This window comes from Amycolatopsis sp. NPDC034160 (assembly GCF_055575355.1).
Genome location: NZ_JBVISU010000002.1, coordinates 75,312 through 94,621, shown reverse-complemented (window position 1 = coordinate 94,621; position 19,310 = coordinate 75,312). Strand labels below are relative to the sequence as shown.

The following is a 19,310-nucleotide window of genomic DNA, read 5'->3' as shown; positions in this document are numbered from 1 at the left end:
GGGGTTGCATCGGCACCGCGTGCAACCCCCGTGCAACATCGCGGGTCAGTGCTTCACGATGATGGTCTTAGGTAGCTTGGCAGCGTTCCCGTGCGCGGCGAGCTTGCTCAGTTGGTCGGCTACCTCCTTGTCCCGCCCCTCGACCGCATGGAGATACCTGAGGGACGCAGCCGCCGACGCGTGCCCGAGTCGCTTTTTGAGGTCAGCCAGCGTCGCGCCCGCACTCGCCGCGAGTGTCTGGCCCGTGTGCCGCAGGTCGTGATAGCTCACGTCCACGCCGACCTTCACCCGCGCCCGGACGAACGCCTGATAGACCGCGTTCCCTCGCATCGGCTGCCCGTCCCTGCCGACGAAGAACCGATCCCGCCCCGCCCACTCCTTCATATGATCCCGCAGGTACGGCATGACGTGCGGAGGGACCGACACCGGCCGACGCCCCGCGTCCGTCTTGGGGTCCTTGTCGTACTTCTTCGGACTCTCCAGAAGCTCCACCCGGTTCTTCCGGACCCACACGACGCCGTCCACCAGGTCCACGTCAGCCGTCCGGAGGCCGCAGACCTCACCGCGACGAAGGCCGCACCAGGCCGCCAGCAGCACGGCCGCCCGGTAGCGAGGAGTGATCGCCTCGACGAGGTCAACGATCTGCCCAGGGTTAGCGATGCCTCGCTCTTTGGCCTTGTCCGAGCCCGCGCCGGGAATCTGGCAGGGGTTGATCACGATCGCCCCGTCCCTCTTGGCCGAGTTCATCACGGCCCGGAGGAAGCGGTACGACTGCCCGATCGACGTCTTCCCGCCCTCCCCGAGAAGGGCCTTGGCGTACCAGCTCCGCACCACCGGCGGGGTGATCGCGATCAGCGGGAGATCCAGTAGCTCAGTCATGTGAAGGCGCATGTTCCGCCGACACGTCTCCTCCCACCTGTCCCCGATGTTCGGACTGTCGCGAAGGTAGGCACTCGCGTAGTTGCCGAACGTTTCTCGTCCTAGCTTGTCGTCCAGCCAAGCGCCCTTGTTGATATCCGCCTCTACGCCGACCAGCCATCGATCAGCGTCGGTCCTGGTCCGGAACGTGTCCGGCGCGTACTGGCGCACTCCGTTCGGACCGAGGAACGACGCCTGAAACCGGCCGGAAGGCAGCTTCCGAACCGACCCGAACCGCCTCCGCTTCTTCGCCATCACGCCACCGCCCGACCAGCGGACCAGCTCACCCGTACCGGCTCGACGCGTCCCGCCATCACGAACGCGTCCAGATCAGCGACCGCCAGCCGAACGTGAACGCCGACCTTGTGGAAGGCGATCCGCCGTTCCGCGATCAGTCGCCGCACGAACCGGACACCCGTGTTCAGGTACTCAGCCGCTTCATCGACTGTCAGATAGTTCTTCTCCACGTCTCCCCCTTCCTAGGCCGCTTGCCGAGTTGCCGAAGTTTCCGAACCTTGATCGGGTGGCCCCTGTGCGGCGAGTAGTGCCCGGTCGTACTCGGCCCGCCAGGTGATCCGTTCGGAGATGGCGCGCATCACCAGGTGGTCCCGTGGTGGGCAGTGGGTGTCGCCGGGTTCGACCTTGCGCCAGACGAACCTGTCCGGTTCGGGTTGTTCCTTGGTGATGCCGACAGCGGCCAGCGCGTCCAGGACGAAGCCCTTCCGGTCCGCCTTGTGATCGGCCACGGTTTTGCCGGACCACTTGCGGGACACCAGCACGCGCCGCCCAGGAAGCCCGAGTGTCGTTCGGCGGTGGGCACGGCCCTTGCAGTGGCCGGGGACGGTCTTTCCGTTGGCTCCCTTGGGGTTGATGCCGTAGAGCAGCCACACCGCGCACCGAGGCGAGCACGGGGTGACCGACAGTTCAGCGTGAAGACGGTCGTGATGATCACGCTGTGCGGAGGTGTCAGCGTCGACCACCTCACCCGTGGACTTCGTCAGGTACTTGGTGAGGTACCCGATGTGACGCCCAGATTCCTCCGTGCCACCTAAGATCCCCTTGGAGTGCACCTGACGGCCGAACGTGACCACGTGCGCCGGTTCCTCCACCGCCTCTTTCGCCTCATCGAAGCCCGGCAGCGGAGCGCGGGTATCCGGGTCCACGAACGTCCGGGAATGCATGTCCCACAACGGTTCCCGATCCGTGTAGACGATCTCGTCATGGTTGGGCCACCACACCTGGTGATAGGTGGCCTCCGTGACCATCCGGATGACCTCATGCGAGATGGAGCCACGGAGGGCGGTGTGCAGGTGCGGAGCCGCCCGCCGTTGGGGCTCCACGGTGGCGAAGTACTGCACGTACCAGCCGACCACGCGCCGCAGGTTCTGCCACCACCTGTCCACCAGTGCCGAGAAGTGCACCGCGTCCCGAGCCGCCCGCCGGTAGTCGTACGTCGTCGGGTTCACCGGCGAACCATCGGACCGCACCGGGCCGTAGGTATCGCAGGTGAGCGTGACGAACATCGACGGCCGGAACTTCCCCGCGAACTCACGGCCCACAGTTGTCTTGCTGACCTTGCGGCGTGGCAAGTTCGGCGCGTCCTGCCGCCGCTTGGTCGACCGTTTCACCGGACGCTTCTCCGGGACGTCGAGGGCAGGCAGGCGACCCATCATCCCGGACGCCCGCAGCTCCTCGTCCACCGAGGCGACCTCTGCCCGCAGTTCCTCCATTTCGACCTCATCACCGACCGCCAGCGCCTCCTGGTAGGCCGCCGCCAGATCAGCCCGGAACGCCACCAACTCCGTTTGCGTCTCCGAGGGTGCCTCTCGTTCGATCACCGGTTCTTCGGTCAGGTGCCAGCCCTCACGGCACTGTGTCTGACGGAGCGCCTTTGCCTTGCGAGCACAGGGAAGGCACACCGATTCCACCGTCGACCCGCAGGGCACAGGGACGTAGCGGATTTCGCCGGTGTCGGTGTCTCCAACCTCCATCGTGAAGGGCCGGACACATACGCCGTGCTTTTCCGCGGTGGCCTTCACGACCTCCGCAGAGAGTGCCCCGCGGATTCGTCCATTCGTGGCCGGCGGGGAGGCCGGATCTGTTCCGACCTGCGGATCTGTCGTGGTCATGCCGTCCCCCTCTCGCCGCGCCGGTCTGACAGGTGGATGACCGAGGCGCCGCCGTTGGTGACGTAGTGCTCCAGGTGCTTGATGGTCTGGTCCGAGACCCAGCCCGCCCGGACACGCAGCGGTTCGCGGATGCCCTCGCCCCAGACGTAGCCGACACCGGGCGAGCCCTCCGGGATGCGGTTCGCCCACGCCCCACGCTCATAAGCGCCGTCCCCGAGGACCATCGGAACCTGACTCTTCGCGGTCACCCGCAGGCAGATACGACGGGTGAACAGCTCCCGCACCGGAACCGTTTCCTTGGTCGGCTCCTGGACATAGCCCCGGACCGCGAACCCCAGCGCCCGCCCCTGGGTGGTCAGGATCGCGACCCGTCCCACGATCGCGTCACGGGTCTTGCGGTCGGTGTACCGGGTCAGAGCGCCGATCTCGTCGAACTCCAGCAGCTCCACCGGATACTCCGTCGAGACCGGGACCTGACGGGTGTTCCCGGCGAAGACCCGCTTACGGTTCTCCAGCTCCTCCATCAGCGCGTCGAGAACTTCCAGGGCTTCCTTGCCGGACACGCCGTAGCGGGCGAAGATCCCGCGCCCGTAGGCGAGTTCGACCGCCTTCGGGTCGATTCCGGACACGCGGATAAGACCGGCGCGGATCGGTGCCGCAGCCGACACCAGCGGAGCCCACAGGACCGACCCCTTCCCCGACCCCGACGCGCCAGCCACGAGCGTGTGCGCGCCACCACCGACCAGCGCCAGCGTCCACGGAGTGCCGTACTCCGTCGACCCCGCATAGACCGCCCGCAGATCCACGCCCGAGCCGTCCACGGACACCATCTCCGGAACCGGCAGGCACGTCACCGCCGAGTCGAGCAGATCCCGCCGCATGAAGTCGATGGACACCACATCCGGCTCAAGCTCCCGCACCTGGCAGCGCTGAACCTTGCGCGCCACCGCCAGCTCTCGCGCGACCTCATCGAAGTCTTCCGGTTTCTGTCCAGGGACCAGCCGGACACGGACCTCATCCCACGAGGGGCCGGAGCGGACCGACAGCAGTTTCGGCACAGCCACCCCGGACGCCTGACGCGCCTTCGCGACCGCCTCACGCTTGCGCCGACGAGAAACCAGGTTCACCGTCACGTCGACCGGGATCGCGTCATCCCGGACCGTCAGCCCGCAGGCATGCAGCCACCCGGCCAGCTTTCGCCCGTAGAGCGCCCAGCGCAGCCACCACGCCCGCAGCCACCGCCCGCACCACTGGTCGTAGCCCACCTCGTCCAGCCGCCACCACACCAGCAGCGCGCCCGCCAGCACGCCGACCGTGACGACGAGGGACACCCAGCCCAGGACCATGCACCAGGCCCACAACACCAGCAGCGCCAGGCAGGTACGCCAGTGCCCGACGAGTTGCCGAACAACCCAGCCGACCGCCCGCAGCATGCCCCACAGCGCCATCCCGAGCACCGCCAACGCGGCCAGCGCCTCGAACACACTCGCCAGCACACGGCCGACCTTGGCCAGCACCCACAACACCACCGCCAGGCCGCCGCCGACCGCGAGCGTGGTCATGATCTCCTGCGTGTTCATCGCCGACCACCCCGCAGACCAGCAGCGGGAACCACGATCGACAGCGGCAGCATCCCCAGGCACGGGGAGCACTTCTCCTCACCCGGCAGCAGCCGAGCGAACCGTTTGCATTCCGTACAGCGCGTTCGGGTGACCCCCGTTGACTCGCACTGTGTGCCGTCATTTATCTTCGTCATTGTTCACTGCTCCAGTGGACAGGCGCAGAACCGGAACAGGTTGGTAGCCGAGGGCCGGTTCTGCGTTTTAAGGGACGCGTTTAGCCACGCAGGGACGCGTTTATCCGCCACACGTCCCCACGTGTGAAATTTCGATATTCAGTTCTTGCCTATTTGATCAATTTTGCGACTGGCTACGCTCCTTACGTTCGAACTCGCGAAGCGCGACCAACCACACGTGCTCCCGTGCGATGTTCAGACCATCCGCTAGCCGGACCGCCGTACCTACCGTGGACAACGACCGTTCACCCCGCTCCAGTTGGCCGAGATGTCGAGGACTGACACCGGATCGTTCGGCCAGTTGCGCTTGGGTCAACCGCCGGAACCGACGTGCCCGCCGCAACCACTGTGCCGCCGTCTTGCCGTCCAGCACTGAGCCGTCGCCCGTACCGCCCCATTCCTGCACGCGTTTAACTGGCATCCGATTTCTCCGCCTGAATCCTCGCGGCCAACTCTTCTGCCTTGCTGTCCTCGTGCGCGACCCAGTACCGAATCTCGTGGTGATGAAAGCGGTCCACATCGGACACCGACCGATACATCTTTGCGTTGGCCTGCCGCCACTTCAGCCACGTCACCAGGCTTGCCCCTGGCAGCGGACGAGTCGATGCCGCAATATCGTGCGCATCCTTGAGCGTTTGCGGATCATTCCTTCCCGGAGTCGTCATCACAGGCCCCGCTCTGTGCGCGGCTTTCGAGCAGTGCCGCCAGTTCGTCCGCGCAATCGCGGAGTCGGCGAAGGAAGACGGCCCGGTCCGGCCAACCGCCCCGATGCTCGGGAGGACGGATCGTCAGCAACCCCGCCGTGCCCGACAGCACCAGCACCGGGGGTGACCCCGGACCCGAACCACTCTCCTCCACCGTCACCTCGTCCCACGGGCTGATCACCCACGTTGCGCCGAGCCCCTTCCCCATGCTGGTCACCTCCCGCCTTGCGTTCCCACTTCCGCGCCTGGTCCTCGAAGGCTTGCGCGGCCGACACCACGGCGGCGACTACCCACCACGGCAGGTCGGGATCACTGCCCAGAGCCCGCCACGCCTGAGCGACCTCACGCGACGCCGCCGCCATCTCCCGCGCAATATCCGGATTCGTGTCTCGCGACCGCGCATCCGCATCCGACGCGTCCCGATAGACGCGATACGCCGCCTCCCACGCAGACACCTGCTTGTTCGGCATCACGACACCACTTCCCTACAGAAGAAGTGCCGTCACGCGGCCTTGGCCGAGGACTCGCCCGCCGTCGACCGGGCAGCCTTCCCGCCCGAGCTGGAGCCCGCGCCACTACCAGTCGCCTTGAACCCGGTCGCGCGGAACACATAGGCCAGGTACTTGTACTCGCCCTGCCCGGTCACCTTCGGCTCAGCGGTCAACCCGTCCAGCTCCACCGGCCGCATACCCGGCATCACCTCAACCGTCGTCGGCACCGGCTGCACGTCGGCCAACAGCGTGATCTCAAACGAAGCCCGCTTCGCCTTCGTCTCACCCGGGTCGGTCGCCATGAACTTCCACTGCCGCTTCCCGGTCACTTCGTCCACTCGCTGCCTCGTCGGCCGACCCTGCGCCCTCTCCTCACGCGACTGGTATTCGTTGTCCGGCGACACTTCGCCCACCATCACAAGACCCTGCGGAAACGCTTCATCGTGCTCAACGCTGAATCGGATGCCCTTTTCGATCGCCATGTCGTGGTGAACCTTCCCGCTTGTCGGATACGCCTTTACCGGCGTACCTACAACAATCGGCCAAATGAGTGTCCCGTCACGACACCGTCTCGGTCTCGCCTCACAGCGTCTCGCACTCATCTTGTCTCGTCTTGTCTCGTCTCCCGTGCTACGTTGGTCTCATGAGCCCCGACACCGCAGCTCAGGAAGCCCGACCGATTGTCCTCAAGGTCCTGCTTCGAGGACGGCACTTGCAGAGCTACCGCGCGTTCTGCCGCGAGTACGACAAGGTGGCCGAGAAGGTCGACAAGAGCCTCAGGGGCAGCTTTCCCAGCAAAGCGCAGTTCTATCGATGGCTGTCAGGCGAACTCGTCGGCCTGCCCTACGCGGACCACTGCCGAATCCTTGAAGCAATGCTTCCCGGATGGCAAGCCGAACAACTCTTCGAGTTTCACGACGGTGGAATCGAGTTCGTCCCCGAACCAACTGCATCGCCGACGAGCCAAACTGTTAGTCCGCCAAGCTCCGCGATGGAACCACGCAGCAACCCGGAAGTCGTTGAAGTCTTCTCGCACCGAAGCGCGATCCCCGCCGACCTGTGGACTCGGCTGATGGACGACAGCGAGGAACGCATCGACATTCTTTGCCTGGCCGCCCTGTTCCTCGTCGAACGACCTACGTTTGCGAAGCAGATCAAGAAGAAAGCCAGCGATGGGGCCAAAATTCGGCTTCTGTTCGGCGATCCCGACGCGGACGAGGCCACCAAGCGCAGCGAAGAGGAACGGCTCGACGCACGCACCGTTTCCGCTCGCATCCGCAACGCATTAGCGTTCCTCCGCCCGCTCGACGGCCTACCCGGTGTAGAGGCACGGCTGCACACGACCACGCTGTACAACTCGGTGTTCCGGTTCGACGACGAGATGGTCATCAACACCCACGTGTACGGCCTTCCAGGAGCACACGCCCCCGCGCTACATCTCCGCCAGACGGCGAAGGGCGACATTTTCGAGACGTACATGGAGAGCTTCGAGACCGTCTGGGCTGCCGCCAAGCCGCTGACCTGGTAGGCAAGGAGCTATGGCACGCCGAGACCACTACCACGAACCGAACGCGCCGGAGGCGAACTCACTACAGGTCGCCGTCAGCGCGTTCATCCTGGACGAGGCTGGCCGGCTGCTGATGATCCGGCGCACCGACAACGACCGATACGCCATCCCCGGCGGCGGGCAGGAGTTCGGCGAATCAGTGGCACAGGCCGTGGTCCGCGAGGTCGAGGAAGAGACAGGCCTGACCGTCGACGTCACTGGCTTCATCGGGATCTTCTCCGACCCCGACTACGTCATCGAGTACGACGACGGCGAGGTCCGCCAGGAGTTCTCGCTCTGCTTCCGCGCCCGCGCTCTGTCCAGTGACCTGCGCACGAGCAGCGAGAGCAAAGAGGTTCTGTGGGTCGAACCAGCCAAGCTGGACGACCTCAACATCCACCCCGCCATCCGGCTCAGGATCGCCCGCGGCTTCGAGGGTACTGACCAGCCGTTCTACACGTAGTCGATGCCCGCTGCCCGCAACCGAGCTTCCGTCCGCTCGACTGCGCCCGCCAACTCCGGCCGCGCTACCTGAATAAACGTCGACACGACGTCATCCGGTCCGTACCGCTGCCGAATCTCCTTCGCGCGTTCCTCGAAGGTCACGACGTCGCCGTCAGGTGAGGTGGTCATGTCTGCCCACCACAGAGCGTCCCTCAGCAACGTCCGTTCGTCGGCCCACTCGGCTAGCTCGTCGCCCAGGCCCCGCAGGTCTGCCTCCAAGTACGCCGCTGAATGGTGTGCTACCAACGCGCACAACCGCTCCGGAGCCTCGACCTCCCGCAGATACCGAGCACCGTCCAACGCGTGCAGCCCTGTGATCGTCAGATCCGGCGAGTATCCAAGGTCATGGACCAGGCAAGCCGCAGCAAGCAAGTCTGCGTCAGCGGCTGATATCAGCCGAAACGCCGATTTAGCTCGCTTGCAGACACCTTGAACGTGCGCCCATCGACGTGGCAACTGCTCACAGAGCCTTGCTACCGCCAGACCTTCCGCCCACGTCCACAACTCCACCTACCCACGGTAGCGGCAGTCAACGCGCCATAGCCAAGCCAGCACAGAGGAGAAGTTGCGATGTTGGCGATCAGTCAACAATCGGCTGACAGAGTTCATCAAATCGCGCAAGAAACCTGTTGAAACTGGAACTTCGCGATCGGGCAAGATCAAAGTCTATCCGTGCAGTTAACTTCGGCTGCCAAATCGGCTTCCTATATTTTTCTGGGCGCAATGCGTTTGTGATCTCTTTAAGGCCGCGTGCTGCCGGTGAAAATTCAGCAATGTCAATCTCTAAGGTTTCCGCGGAAGCATATATCCAATCCTCATAGTCCCTTTCAGCAATTGCAATTACACAAGGGACTGGTGTAATAGTCGCGACTCGTTGCAGCAGTTCCGGCCCCTCCTTGCAGGGCATTTCGTCGTCGGCGTCCAGGACAACAAGAAGACCCTTGCAGCCCGGCCGAGAGGCAGCCGCAGCGGCGTAACCCTCTATCCCCTTGTCCTTGGTCGCAGAGCTTTTACCTTTTAAAGGGATCGGCTTTCCAAGGATATCGGAGTAGATACCTCGCGAGTGCAGATAGTTTCGAAGCAGCAAAGGAATCGCGCCACGATCGCCGAAGCCTTCAATTATTAAGCCCACATGCGGCGAATGAATTTGACTCATAGCGACGGATCCAGCGCGTCCGCCCGCAGGAGGGCGCCAGGCGTAATTAATCCGTCAACAATAGGCCCTCGGGCATGTTCAGCGACTTTGGATATCTGTGAGACACCGTCAGTCACCCACACAACGCGCAGGTCATCCAGATCAACGCTGTCCACAATGTCAGCACTATGCGTAGTGATCACGATCTGAATATCGTCTACCTCGCCGCGCAAGATTTCGACTAGGGTCTGAAGAGCACCTAGGTGAATAGCTACTTCTGGCTCTTCAATTAGAAGAATTGTTGGTCTTGGACTTTGGAGTATTGCCACCAAGATTCCAAATACCCTGAGGGTGCCGTCAGACATTTGCTTGGCGAAGAACTCCCTATTCGCCTTACCTGTATTCTGCACGAATACGACAGTCACTTTATCCGCTAGATGACGCACCTCGATACGAGCAATTCCGGGCACGACAGCGGCAAGCAGCTGCGCAAGTTGAGCACGCTCATGCTGATCAAAATTCTCAACTATGCTCGCAATATTAGAGCCATCCGGCTCAAACTCCGAAACAGGCGAAGGGTCTTGCAGTTCCGCAGCTCGCGTAGGGTTTATTTCTAGCACCTGCATCGATTGCAGCACCGCGGAAACGATACTTACACCGAAGCTTGGCTGCAAAGAAAGAATACTCTGCCCCTGAGGGATATGGATAGTTCGATCCATGCGCTCAATCGGCTCAGGAAGCGTCGAGACCTCCTCAGCCGAAAACACGCCCTTGGTGTGCTGAAACTTCAACTCTCTACTGCCGACAAGTACGGAACCGCGCTCCTCCTTTACTTCATACCGCTTTCCTTTAAGAGAAGAAAGACGTAATTCATAAAAACACGGATGGCCGCCCGCGACTGTAAATTCGATTCGCAAGCCTGGTTCATACGGGCGCCCTGTGCTTCGATGACGGAGCTGGTCGTACCCTCCCCTGCGCGACAAAGCGACAGGCAGCCCGTGGAGCGCGATGTCTCGTAGCAACTTCATCGCTGAGATCGCGTTCGATTTACCGCTACCGTTCGGTCCAATCAGTGCGGTGAGATCACTAAAATCAAGCGTAGCTGACCTGTAAGACAAAAAGTTGCTCATGGTCAACGACTTGAACCGGACGGGTCCAAGATCGTGTATAAGTGTCTCCCTGCTGGTCACGACCGCAGCGTACCTCCATGTGAGAAGGACTGGCTTTCCGAATCACCGGTGGGTGGCTTGCCGAATTTGGCTCTATGGGATCAAGGCGCCGCCGTTGGCGGCGCGCAGGTCACCACCCGTCCGGCGGGCTACGCCCAGGAGGCGACGCCGGCCTCCCGCTCCGCTCCGGCAGGCGCCGCCGGGCGAGCCCGCCGCAGGGCAGCACCCGCAGCGCGCCGCCAACGACGACAGAGATCCAGGAGCCACACGGCGAGATCACCCGACCCACCCAGCCGACGCGCAGTGGTCACCAGGGTGGTCCCTCGCTTCTCAGCGTCTAACACCGGCCCGCCCGCATCAAGGCAGGAAAGCGTGCCTTGACGCGACCGACCCGGCGCTAGAGATGGCAGGGGCGAGGGAAGCGGAGCAAACAGGCACGCGAAGCCCTCAGCGAGCGACAGCAGCCCCCGAGGCGTGCAACATACGTGCGACAAGCGGCGGCCAAAGCGGGTCAACCACGGTCAACAGTGGACAGACCCAAGATCGACCCTCGACATGAAAAAACCGCCTTGACCTGGATCAAGGCGGTTCTGGGAGCGGTGGCCAGGGCCGGGGTCGAACCGGCGACCTTCCGCTTTTCAGGCGGACGCTCGTACCAACTGAGCTACCTGGCCGGGAACGCCGGCAAGGAGCCGAACGATCTTGCGACCCTGACGGGACTCGAACCCGCGACCTTCGCCGTGACAGGGCGACGCGCTAACCAACTGCGCCACAGGGCCTTGCATACTGCTTTGTAACTGTACTGCGTACTCCCAACGGGATTCGAACCCGCGTTGCCGCCTTGAAAGGGCGGAGTCCTAGGCCGCTGGACGATGGGAGCCCGGTTCGGTTTCGGCGAACCGACCGACCCGCGCTCTCCGGTGTCCCCGGGAGCGAACATAACTATAGGACACCCCCGTTTTGGCTCCCGCACAGGGGGCCTCTAACGGATTCACAGGGCTGGGACCTGCGAGAACGCGGTGACTTCAGGATATCAGGGCCGAGGTGTCCCGCAGGGCGCCCAGACGCCTCCGAAGCTCGTCTCGCTCGTCGCCCGTGAGAGTGACGGCGAGGAGTTCGGCCACGCGCTGATCGGTCAGGTGCTCGGCGTGCCGCCAGCGCTGCCGCAGCTCACCCTTGACCTCTGCCGCGGCGATCAGTTCGTCGGCGGCTTCCTCGGACCACGCGGTGCGCAGGAGCCGCCCACGCCCGCCCTCCGGGTCCGCGACGACGGCCTCGGGCACGGTCAGGCCCACCGCGCGGAGGGCGGCGAAGTGGACACCGCCGCGGAACTCGCGGAAGACCATGAGCGCGAACGCCAGCCGCTCGACGTCGTCTTGCGGACGTTCGGCGAGTTGCCATCCGGCGAACAACGCGAGACCACTCGCGTCCGCGGCGTCCACGAGACGGAACAGCAGATCGGCGAGGCGACCGGGGGCGTCGGCGTCCGAAAGGCTGACCCGCGCCCACTTCGCCGATGACCGCGCGTAGGCGCGGACCGCGGAGGCGGCGTCGAGTGCCGCGATCGCGGGCGGCAGCGCGAACTCGAAGAGCCAGTGCGGGAAGATCCCGAACAGCTCCGCGACGACCTTCGGCGGCGGGTCGCCGAGCACCGCCGAACGCCCTCGCAGATACAGCGTTCGCGGCGACAGCCCCACTTCGGCCTCGACTTCGGCGAGCTGCGGAGAGGTCATGAACTGCCCGCCCAGCACCTGCACCGTGCCCCGGATCTCCCGCGCCAGCTCGATCGTCGCCACGTCGCCCATGTCGGCCGCCTTCCCCCGAGTTGAATAAAAACAGTGTTGCATAACTGGCGAGCGACTCGTCAAGGGCAAACGAAAGCCCGGCCGCGCGGCGAACACACCACACGACCGGGCTTCGGTCGAAACTCAGCGCTGAACGGGCGCCTGCCCGTCCTCATCCAGCGTCAACCCCAGCATGTCCAGCAACTGGACACAGTCATCGACACCCAGCGCCCCGTTGGCCACCGCCAACCGGGCACGCCGCACCTGATCGTCGGACACCCGTTGGGTATCCCCCTGACCCGTGCGTTGCGCCGGCAGACCACCCGCCAACGTCGAACTACCCCCATCGGCACCTTCGTACCGAAGGAGGAACTGTCGAACTTCCACAGACCCACCCATGGTTCCTCCAAACGGCCAACGAACAGCTTGGCCGCGAGGCTAGCCACCGCCGACCGCGACACACAGCCCCCCGGAGAGTGAACCTGCCGCCACGCTCCGCACAACGCAGAGCAATCACGCGCACGCCGGTGCCACATGAATCACAGGCGAACCACAGGTGACGCGCCGACCGGAATTCTGCCCGCGCCCACTCGCCCTTCTCAGCAAACCGTGCAACAATCGATTTGCTGACACACCCCCGGTCAGCGCCTGTGGAGATCCCCTCCGACCCCCGCGTTCCTCCCCCTGGCGCGGGGGTCGCTCCGTGTTCTGGGGGGCCACCCCCCAGACCCCCAGGGTCCGTTCGGTGGCGGTTGACAGCCCCGCACCGGTGAAGGCCGAGTAATCAACTTCGCTGGCGCGAAAAGGTTTCTTAGAGTGCCCTGATTGCGTTTAGTGATCACCGGGCCGGGCGCGAGTAGAGATCGTCAGGCCATTGGGGAAATAAAAAGAGTGTGTCGTGGCTCACTGTGGTTGGTTTGCCGAGACCGAACCGTTATCGTGGCCCGGTGCCCCTTCCTTCCCTGAGCCGTCGTAACGGCAGCCGCACGAACTTGAAGCCGGTCAACCCCGGTCGTCACCGCAACTCCGCCACCAAGGAGGCCGAGGCGGTCGTCGAAGACACGGAGCTCACCAGCTACCTTCGTGCCCTCGCCCCCGACAACGACCCGGAGAGCACCGGCACCGGCAAGCGCTTCGGCGAAGCGCAGGTGTTCCAGCTGCGGATGAACCTCATCGCCATGGAACAGCTCAAGGACGCCGCCACCGAACGCAACCTGTCGCCGCAGGCGCTGGCGCAGGAATGGATCCTCGAGCGTCTCTCGTGGGAATCACAGGCCAACTCGGCCCAGCAGCGCCGCCACGAGGAAGCCCACACCGACGAATTCCACTTCGACGCCAACGCGTGGGAGCAGCCCGTCGCCCGCTGACCCGTCACCCCGGAACGGAAACAGCACAACAGAAGAAGCTTTCGAAGTCCGAAAAGGCCCCCGGCGAAATCGCCGGGGGCCTTTTTGATCAGTCTGAGCAACGCCGAAGGGCGGACTCAGATCGCGCGGACCTTTTGGGCCTGCGGGCCCTTCTGGCCCTGACCGACCTCGAACTCCACTCGCTGATTCTCCTCGAGAGTGCGGAAACCGCGGCCCTCGATCTCCGAGTAGTGAACGAAGACGTCGCCCTCGCCGCCATCCTGCGCGATGAAGCCGAAGCCCTTCTCCGCGTTGAACCACTTCACAGTGCCTTGCGCCACCGCTGTACTCCTCGTTGCACATCCGCTTCGAGTGCCACCGAAGCGACACCCAGACCGTCCCGGGCGGTTCCAACGAGTCGAGCGAAGAGCGCGTCACCGGCTCATGGCTCGCGTCAGAAGTTCCGCGAGTGTGAAGCCACGAACACGCAAAACGACGGCCTGATGGCAGAGTACCGGGATCTGGCCATATTTGAAGCCCGTGATCGGACTCTGGGCACCCCCAAGTACCAAGGTCACCGGAACGTCGTATACCGCGCCGTCTTTTGTCGGACCCCCTCACTACCCTTTCCCGGCGCGCCGACCTCAGGTCATCGCCGGACACGGACCGAAGTCGGCCATGCCCCGATCGTGAACTATGATCCACTCGATTGTGACTCGCATCACTCTCCGTGGGATCAACTTATGGGGCGGTCCGAACGTCATGGTCGGTGTACAGGGGAGCAAAGGGGAAGCTTTGAGGTTCACTGAAACCGCCCGCCGCCGCGCGGCGTTCGCGGCACTGGGGCTGGTGGCCGTTCTGACGCTGGGGGCGTGCAGCAGCGAGCCGACCGTTTCGGCCAGCGGGCCGGACGGCGGCGGTCCGATCAGCAGCGAGACCGGCGGACAGGCGGCCGCGCCGGCCAAACTGACCTACGAACCGGCCGCGGGCGCGCAGGACGTCGCGCCCGGCCAGCCGATCAAGGTCAGCGTCGCCGACGGCACGCTCGACCAGGTCGTACTGACCAACCCGGACGGCAAGCAGGTCGCCGGGCAGCCGTCCGAGGACAAGAAGAGCTGGTCCGCCACCGAACAGCTCGGCTACGGCAAGACCTACACCTGGTCCGGCAAGGCCACCGGCACCGACGGCAAGCCCGTCGACGTCGGCGGCGCCTTCACCACGGTCAAGCCGCGCAAGCAGGTCGGCGCCAACATCAACGTGTTCGACGGGCAGACCTACGGCGTCGCGATGCCGATCACGCTGACCTTCCCGAGCAAGGTCACCGACAAGGCGTCGGTCGAGAAGGCCCTCTCCGTCGAGACCACGCCGAAGACCGAGGGCTCCTGGGCCTGGGTCCACGACGACACCTCGGTGCACTGGCGGCCGAAGGCCTACTGGCAGCCCGGCACCACGGTGAAGTTCAACGCCAAGATCTACGGCGTCAAGATCGGCGACGGCGTGTACGGCAAGGAAGACCGCTCGGCGAGCTTCACCATCGGGCGCTCGCAGATCGTCAAGGGCAACACCCAGACCCACCGGCTCGTGGTGATCCGGGACGGCCAGCAGATCGCGGACTACGCGGCCAGCTACGGCCTCGACGCCGACCCGGGCCGCGTCACGCCGAGCGGCACGCACGTGGTGATGTCCAAGCACGACACGTACTCGATGACCAACGAACGCTACGACTACGAGAACATCGTCGTGCCGTCCGCGGTGCGGTTCTCGACCAACGGCGAGTTCATCCACGGCTACGCGCCCTCGATCTGGGCCCAGGGCAAGAAGAACATCTCGCACGGTTGCGTGAACCTCGCGCCGGCGAACGCCAAGGAGTACATGGCGGGTGCGCTCGTCGGCGACCCCGTCGAGATCGAGGGCAGCACGGTGAAGATCAACCGGGCTCGCGATTACAGCGACTGGACCTACTCCTGGGACGAGTGGACGAAGCTGTCCGCTCTCGCGAGCTGAAGTACTTCCATGGAACCGGGCGGCCGGAGACCTTCGTGGTCTCCGGCCGTTCGTGTCGGGAAAACCCGCGAAAACTCGATGCAACCCCAGGCTGGGCGGGGCGCATGTCTAACGACGTAAGGCGCCGCGGCCAATGAGCGGCGCCCGGATCGAGGAGACCCTCTTGCGTACTCGTATCGCTCTCACCCTCGGCGCGCTGCTGCTGGCGGGCGGCGCCGCCTTCGCGACCACGTCGCTGGCGTCGGCCGACCAGAGCGCGCCGTCGCCGACGGCCACCCAGGCGCCCCAGGCGCCCCAGCCGACCAGCGCGCCCACCGCGGCACCGGGCGAGCCGACCCGGGCCACCACCGCCCCGGCGCGAGGAGCCGAGAAGACCCCGACTGTCGCCGCGCCGGGCGAGCACCGCGTGCCCAAGGCCGTCCCGGCCGGGCCGACCGGGGATCTGCGCCTCCCCGCCATCGTCGAAGGAGCCGGTAACTAGGTGTCGTCGAGCCGCTCGTCGAAGACCGGGACGGGCTCGCCGTGGGACGGCGAGTTCGCCCGGTACTTCGACGAGCGCGCGCACAACCTGCGTGCCACCGCGTATCTCCTGTGCGGGGACTGGCATCAGGCCGAGGACATCACCCAGGCCGCGCTGCTGAAGCTGTACCTGGCCTGGCCGAGGCTTTCCCGGCACGACGCGCTGGACGGCTACGCGCGCAAGATCGTGTTGCGGACGTTCCTCTCCGAGCATCGGCGCGTCTGGCGCAAACGGGAGAAGCTCACCGACGCCCTTCCCGAAGTCCCGGGTGAAGAGGGCAGCACTGAACAGGAGATGCTGGTCAGGCATGCCCTGTCCGGCATCGCGCCTAAGCAGCGGGCCGTGCTGGTGCTGCGCTACTTCGAAGACCTCAGCGTCGAAGAGACGGCGGCGGCGCTGGGCTGCAGCACCGGGAACGTGAAGAGTCAGAGCGCACGGGGCCTCGCGACCCTGCGCAAGCGGCTCGGACCGCATTTCAGCGAACTGGCCTTGAGTGGAGCGCACGACGATGGGAGGTGAGGAGATGGACGAGGACATCAAGGGCGTGCTTTCGCACGGGGCGAGCGGTCCCCCGCTGGGCATCCGGGCGGCGGACATCATCGAGAAGGGTGGCCGGATCCGGCGACGACGCAAACGGCTCGCCGTGGCCGGGAGTTCGTTGGCGACGGTCGCGGTGATCGTGACCGGCGCGATCGCCGTCGGTGGTCGCGGTGGTGAGGGATCCGCGCCGGTGCGGCCGGCGGGGCCCGGCCTGTCGACCATCTCCCCGCTACCGGTCTCGCCGCCGTCTTCCGAGACGACTCCCCGGCCGGAAGCCTCTCCGCCGGAGTCACCCGCCGCGGGGACGACTCCGAAGTCCGGCCCGACGCGGGCGACCCCCAAGACCGTTCAGCCGGGCCGCACGACCACGGCCGCGCCTCCTGGCGCGCCCACCTTGACGAACGGGCCGAGCGAGCCGCCGACAGCGATCACGACCCGCTGATCTCTTGCCCGGACGTCCGCTCCCGCGCATGTGACGCACGGTAATCGGAAATTCTCCGACCTCGGCATCACCTGGTCATTCATCACCGTTTCGGGGGAACGGCGCTCGCGCGATCGCTGCAAAGCGCTGAACCTGCATGTTTGAACACCTACGGTCGAGGGAAACAACCGTCGACGATGGGTAGGTAAACGGGTGGGTCGGGAGGTCAAACCCATGGCCGAAGAGGCGCTGAGCGCTGGGCATCAGGAAAAAGGGGAACCAGCGGAGGCCCCACCGGAGCAGATCAGAAAGGCCGTCGCCGGAGCGGCGATGGGTAACTGCATCGAGTGGTACGACTTCGGTGTCTTCGGCTTCATGCCCGCCATCCTGGGGCAGGTCTTCTTCAACGCTTCCAGCACTTCCGAAGGTGCGCTGGCGACCTTCGCGGTCCTGGCGATCACCTTTGTCGTGCGGCCGTTCGGCAGCTTCGTGTTCGGTCCGCTGGGGGACAAGATCGGGCGCCAGAAGGTGCTCGCGCTGACGATCATCCTGATGTCCGGGTCGACGTTCATCATCGGCCTGTTGCCCTCCTACGCGACGATCGGCCCGGCCGCGGCGGTACTCCTGATCCTGTTGCGCACCATCCAAGGCTTCTCTGCAGGCGGTGAATACGGCGGCGCGGCGACGTTCATCGCCGAGTACGCCCCCGCCCGGCGCCGGGGTTTCTGGGGCAGCTGGCTGGAGTTCGGCACGCTCGTCGGATTCGCGATGGGCGCGGGCTTCGTCACGATCTTCACCGTGGTCCTCGGCGACGAGGCGATGCGCGAATGGGGCTGGCGCCTGCCGTTCCTGATCGCCGGTCCGCTCGGCATCGTCGGTCTCTACCTGCGGAACAAGCTGGAAGACACTCCGCTGTTCCTGGAGATCGAGAAGAAGAACCAGGTCGAGAAGTCGCCGCTGAAGGCGCTCCTCAAGAAGCACTGGACCTCGATCCTGCACCTCATCGGCATCGTGGTGATGCTGAACGTGGCCGACTACATCGTGATCACCTACCTGGAGACCTACCTCAAGGACGTGGTCGGCTTCAGCGGGCACACCCCCTTGCTCATCATCCTGGCGACCATCGCGTTGATGCTGATCCTGATCGTGCCGGTCGGCATGCTGTCCGACCGCATCGGGCGAAAACCCATCCTGATCGCGAGTTGCGCGAGCTTCCTGGTGTTGCCGATCCCGGCGTTCTCACTGATGGGCGCGGCCGCGGACGACCGGAACGCTTGGCAGCTCATGCTCGGCCTGGTGATGATCGCGGTACCGCTGGTGCTGATCCTGGCCGTGCTGGCGGCGACGCTGCCGGCGATGTTCCCGACACAGGAGCGCTACGGCGGTTTCTCCATCGGCTACAGCGTTTCCACCGCCGCGTTCGGTGGCACGGCGTCGTACGTCATCGGCACTCTGGTGAACAAGACCGGCGACAACCTGTGGCCCGCGTACTACCTGATGGCCGCGGCGGCGATCGCGGCCATCCCGATCCTGCTGCTGCCGGAGACGGCCGGGGTCTCCCTGCGCCGCATCGTGAGTTCGCGGATCGTGCGTCGCCGGAAACCGGAAACCGCCACTCCCGGCGAGGCCTCGGAGCTACCGGCGAGTTAACGTCTTTCCATGAGCCGTATCTCCCAGCCGTGGCCGCCGGTCGAAGTCGAACCGGCGACCGTCCACCCGAAAGCCCCGCAGCCGGGCAGCGACCTCGGTATTCACTTCGGTGAGTGTTTCGGGTGCGGCGACGAGATCGAGGCCGGGCTCCACCTGCAGTCCACGGTGGGCGAAGGGACGACGGTGTACTCGAAGTTCACCGTCACCTCCGCCCACCAGGGTGCGCCCGGCCTCGCCCATGGCGGACTGCTGGCCTGCGCTTTCGACGAGGCGCTCGGCGCGACCGTCGGCAACCTGCTGCGTCGCCCCGCCGTCACCGGGAAGCTGGAAACGGATTTCCTTCGGCCGGTGCCGGTCGGTTCGACGCTCTACATCGCGACGAAGCTGGACGGCATCGCGGGCCGCAAGATCTATGTGAGCGCCGACGGACGTCTCGACGCCGAAGACGGCCCTGTCGCGGTGCGGGCGCGGGCGCTGTTCGTACGGGTGGAGTTCGAGCACTTCAGCACCCACGGCGACCCCGAGGCACTCCAGAAGCTCGCCGCCGCGCACGAAAAGGCCAAGCGTGAACGCGAGTGGGACATCAACCCCTGAGCATTTCGTCCTCTGAACGCGGTAGTTCGTACCCCGAACCACCGCGTTCAGAGGACGAAA

Annotated in this window: 23 protein-coding genes, 3 tRNA genes and 1 pseudogene; 9 read left to right on the top strand and 18 right to left on the bottom strand. The window is 65.1% G+C overall.

The annotated features are described in order from the left end of the window. Positions 1-45: 45 nt before the first annotated feature. The 8 genes from ACZ54P_RS05255 to ACZ54P_RS05220 form a co-directional block, all read right to left on the bottom strand. Positions 46-1,173: a tyrosine-type recombinase/integrase gene (locus ACZ54P_RS05255; RefSeq protein WP_465460315.1), complete on the bottom strand. Its 1,128-nt coding sequence runs from the start codon at positions 1,171-1,173 to the stop codon at positions 46-48. After that, entirely contained in the window at positions 1,173-1,385 is a 213-nt protein-coding gene (locus tag ACZ54P_RS05250) for a helix-turn-helix domain-containing protein (RefSeq protein WP_037333131.1), read from the bottom strand. Before ACZ54P_RS05250 ends, ACZ54P_RS05255 begins: the two co-directional genes overlap by 1 nt. A 12-nt stretch (positions 1,386-1,397) precedes the next feature. Beyond that, on the bottom strand, positions 1,398-3,047 hold the full coding sequence (locus tag ACZ54P_RS05245; RefSeq protein WP_465460314.1) for a replication initiator: 1,650 nt from the start codon (positions 3,045-3,047) through the stop codon (positions 1,398-1,400). Beyond that, positions 3,044-4,627 (bottom strand): FtsK/SpoIIIE domain-containing protein, encoded by a 1,584-nt coding sequence (locus ACZ54P_RS05240; protein WP_465460313.1) that lies wholly within the window; start codon positions 4,625-4,627, stop codon positions 3,044-3,046. The genes ACZ54P_RS05245 and ACZ54P_RS05240 overlap by 4 nt, the downstream gene beginning before the upstream one ends. 333 nt (positions 4,628-4,960) lie before the next feature. After that, positions 4,961-5,263 (bottom strand): helix-turn-helix domain-containing protein, encoded by a 303-nt coding sequence (locus ACZ54P_RS05235; protein ID WP_465460312.1) that lies wholly within the window; start codon positions 5,261-5,263, stop codon positions 4,961-4,963. Then, positions 5,253-5,507, bottom strand: coding sequence for an AMED_5909 family protein (locus ACZ54P_RS05230; RefSeq protein WP_465460311.1), 255 nt, complete (start codon positions 5,505-5,507; stop codon positions 5,253-5,255). The genes ACZ54P_RS05235 and ACZ54P_RS05230 overlap by 11 nt, the downstream gene beginning before the upstream one ends. Beyond that, positions 5,485-5,754, bottom strand: coding sequence for a hypothetical protein (locus tag ACZ54P_RS05225; protein ID WP_465460310.1), 270 nt, complete (start codon positions 5,752-5,754; stop codon positions 5,485-5,487). Before ACZ54P_RS05225 ends, ACZ54P_RS05230 begins: the two co-directional genes overlap by 23 nt. A 294-nt stretch (positions 5,755-6,048) precedes the next feature. Then, a complete protein-coding gene (locus tag ACZ54P_RS05220; protein ID WP_465460309.1) occupies positions 6,049-6,519 on the bottom strand; it encodes a hypothetical protein in 471 nt (156 codons plus the stop codon). A gap of 161 nt (positions 6,520-6,680) precedes the next feature. Between ACZ54P_RS05220 and ACZ54P_RS05215 the strand changes: the two genes are divergently transcribed. Both ACZ54P_RS05215 and ACZ54P_RS05210 read left to right on the top strand, forming a co-directional pair. Continuing rightward, entirely contained in the window at positions 6,681-7,565 is an 885-nt protein-coding gene (locus ACZ54P_RS05215) for an XRE family transcriptional regulator (RefSeq protein WP_465460308.1), read from the top strand. Positions 7,566-7,575: 10 nt separating this feature from the next. After that, positions 7,576-8,046, top strand: coding sequence for an NUDIX hydrolase (locus tag ACZ54P_RS05210; protein WP_465460307.1), 471 nt, complete (start codon positions 7,576-7,578; stop codon positions 8,044-8,046). On the opposite strand, the gene ACZ54P_RS05205 is transcribed toward ACZ54P_RS05210, so the two are convergent. The 9 genes and pseudogenes from ACZ54P_RS05205 to ACZ54P_RS05165 form a co-directional block, all read right to left on the bottom strand. After that, a complete protein-coding gene (locus tag ACZ54P_RS05205) occupies positions 8,037-8,216 on the bottom strand; it encodes a hypothetical protein (protein ID WP_350573107.1) in 180 nt (59 codons plus the stop codon). The two genes, ACZ54P_RS05210 and ACZ54P_RS05205, sit on opposite strands and share 10 nt — an antisense overlap. 75 nt (positions 8,217-8,291) lie before the next feature. Further along, positions 8,292-8,597: pseudogene (locus ACZ54P_RS05200) on the bottom strand (HD domain-containing protein); the annotation flags it as partial. A gap of 70 nt (positions 8,598-8,667) precedes the next feature. Further along, entirely contained in the window at positions 8,668-9,243 is a 576-nt protein-coding gene (locus ACZ54P_RS05195; RefSeq protein WP_350573012.1) for a hypothetical protein, read from the bottom strand. After that, positions 9,240-10,412, bottom strand: a complete 1,173-nt coding sequence (locus ACZ54P_RS05190; RefSeq protein WP_465460306.1) for an AAA family ATPase — start codon at positions 10,410-10,412, stop codon at positions 9,240-9,242. Before ACZ54P_RS05190 ends, ACZ54P_RS05195 begins: the two co-directional genes overlap by 4 nt. 579 nt (positions 10,413-10,991) lie before the next feature. Continuing rightward, positions 10,992-11,065: transfer RNA gene (locus ACZ54P_RS05185), tRNA-Phe, on the bottom strand. Positions 11,066-11,096: 31 nt separating this feature from the next. Next, positions 11,097-11,170, bottom strand: a tRNA-Asp gene (locus ACZ54P_RS05180). A 28-nt stretch (positions 11,171-11,198) separates the two neighbouring features. After that, positions 11,199-11,271, bottom strand: a tRNA-Glu gene (locus ACZ54P_RS05175). A gap of 145 nt (positions 11,272-11,416) precedes the next feature. Beyond that, complete coding sequence (locus ACZ54P_RS05170) at positions 11,417-12,196, bottom strand: SCO6745 family protein (RefSeq protein ID WP_465460305.1); 780 nt, start codon at positions 12,194-12,196, stop codon at positions 11,417-11,419. Between the two features lie 123 nt (positions 12,197-12,319). After that, entirely contained in the window at positions 12,320-12,574 is a 255-nt protein-coding gene (locus ACZ54P_RS05165; RefSeq protein ID WP_061980204.1) for a hypothetical protein, read from the bottom strand. Between the two features lie 548 nt (positions 12,575-13,122). On the opposite strand from ACZ54P_RS05165, the gene ACZ54P_RS05160 reads away from it, so the two are divergent. Beyond that, positions 13,123-13,542, top strand: a complete 420-nt coding sequence (locus tag ACZ54P_RS05160) for a hypothetical protein (RefSeq protein ID WP_465460304.1) — start codon at positions 13,123-13,125, stop codon at positions 13,540-13,542. 116 nt (positions 13,543-13,658) lie between these two features. On the opposite strand, the gene ACZ54P_RS05155 is transcribed toward ACZ54P_RS05160, so the two are convergent. Then, positions 13,659-13,862 carry a cold-shock protein gene (locus ACZ54P_RS05155; protein ID WP_003097368.1) on the bottom strand — a complete coding sequence of 68 codons (204 nt, stop codon included), beginning with the start codon at positions 13,860-13,862 and terminating at the stop codon, positions 13,659-13,661. Between the two features lie 421 nt (positions 13,863-14,283). Between ACZ54P_RS05155 and ACZ54P_RS05150 the strand changes: the two genes are divergently transcribed. The 6 genes from ACZ54P_RS05150 (at position 14,284) to ACZ54P_RS05125 (ending at position 19,250) form a co-directional block, all read left to right on the top strand. Beyond that, entirely contained in the window at positions 14,284-15,525 is a 1,242-nt protein-coding gene (locus ACZ54P_RS05150) for a L,D-transpeptidase (RefSeq protein WP_465460303.1), read from the top strand. A gap of 133 nt (positions 15,526-15,658) precedes the next feature. After that, entirely contained in the window at positions 15,659-16,006 is a 348-nt protein-coding gene (locus ACZ54P_RS05145; protein WP_465460302.1) for a hypothetical protein, read from the top strand. Next, positions 16,007-16,564 carry a SigE family RNA polymerase sigma factor gene (locus tag ACZ54P_RS05140; protein WP_465460301.1) on the top strand — a complete coding sequence of 186 codons (558 nt, stop codon included), beginning with the start codon at positions 16,007-16,009 and terminating at the stop codon, positions 16,562-16,564. It begins immediately after the preceding gene. A gap of 4 nt (positions 16,565-16,568) precedes the next feature. Further along, complete coding sequence (locus tag ACZ54P_RS05135; RefSeq protein ID WP_465460300.1) at positions 16,569-17,027, top strand: hypothetical protein; 459 nt, start codon at positions 16,569-16,571, stop codon at positions 17,025-17,027. A 213-nt stretch (positions 17,028-17,240) separates the two neighbouring features. Further along, on the top strand, positions 17,241-18,656 hold the full coding sequence (locus ACZ54P_RS05130) for an MFS transporter (RefSeq protein ID WP_465460299.1): 1,416 nt from the start codon (positions 17,241-17,243) through the stop codon (positions 18,654-18,656). A 9-nt stretch (positions 18,657-18,665) separates the two neighbouring features. After that, positions 18,666-19,250: a PaaI family thioesterase gene (locus tag ACZ54P_RS05125; protein ID WP_061980211.1), complete on the top strand. Its 585-nt coding sequence runs from the start codon at positions 18,666-18,668 to the stop codon at positions 19,248-19,250. Positions 19,251-19,310 lie beyond the last annotated feature (60 nt).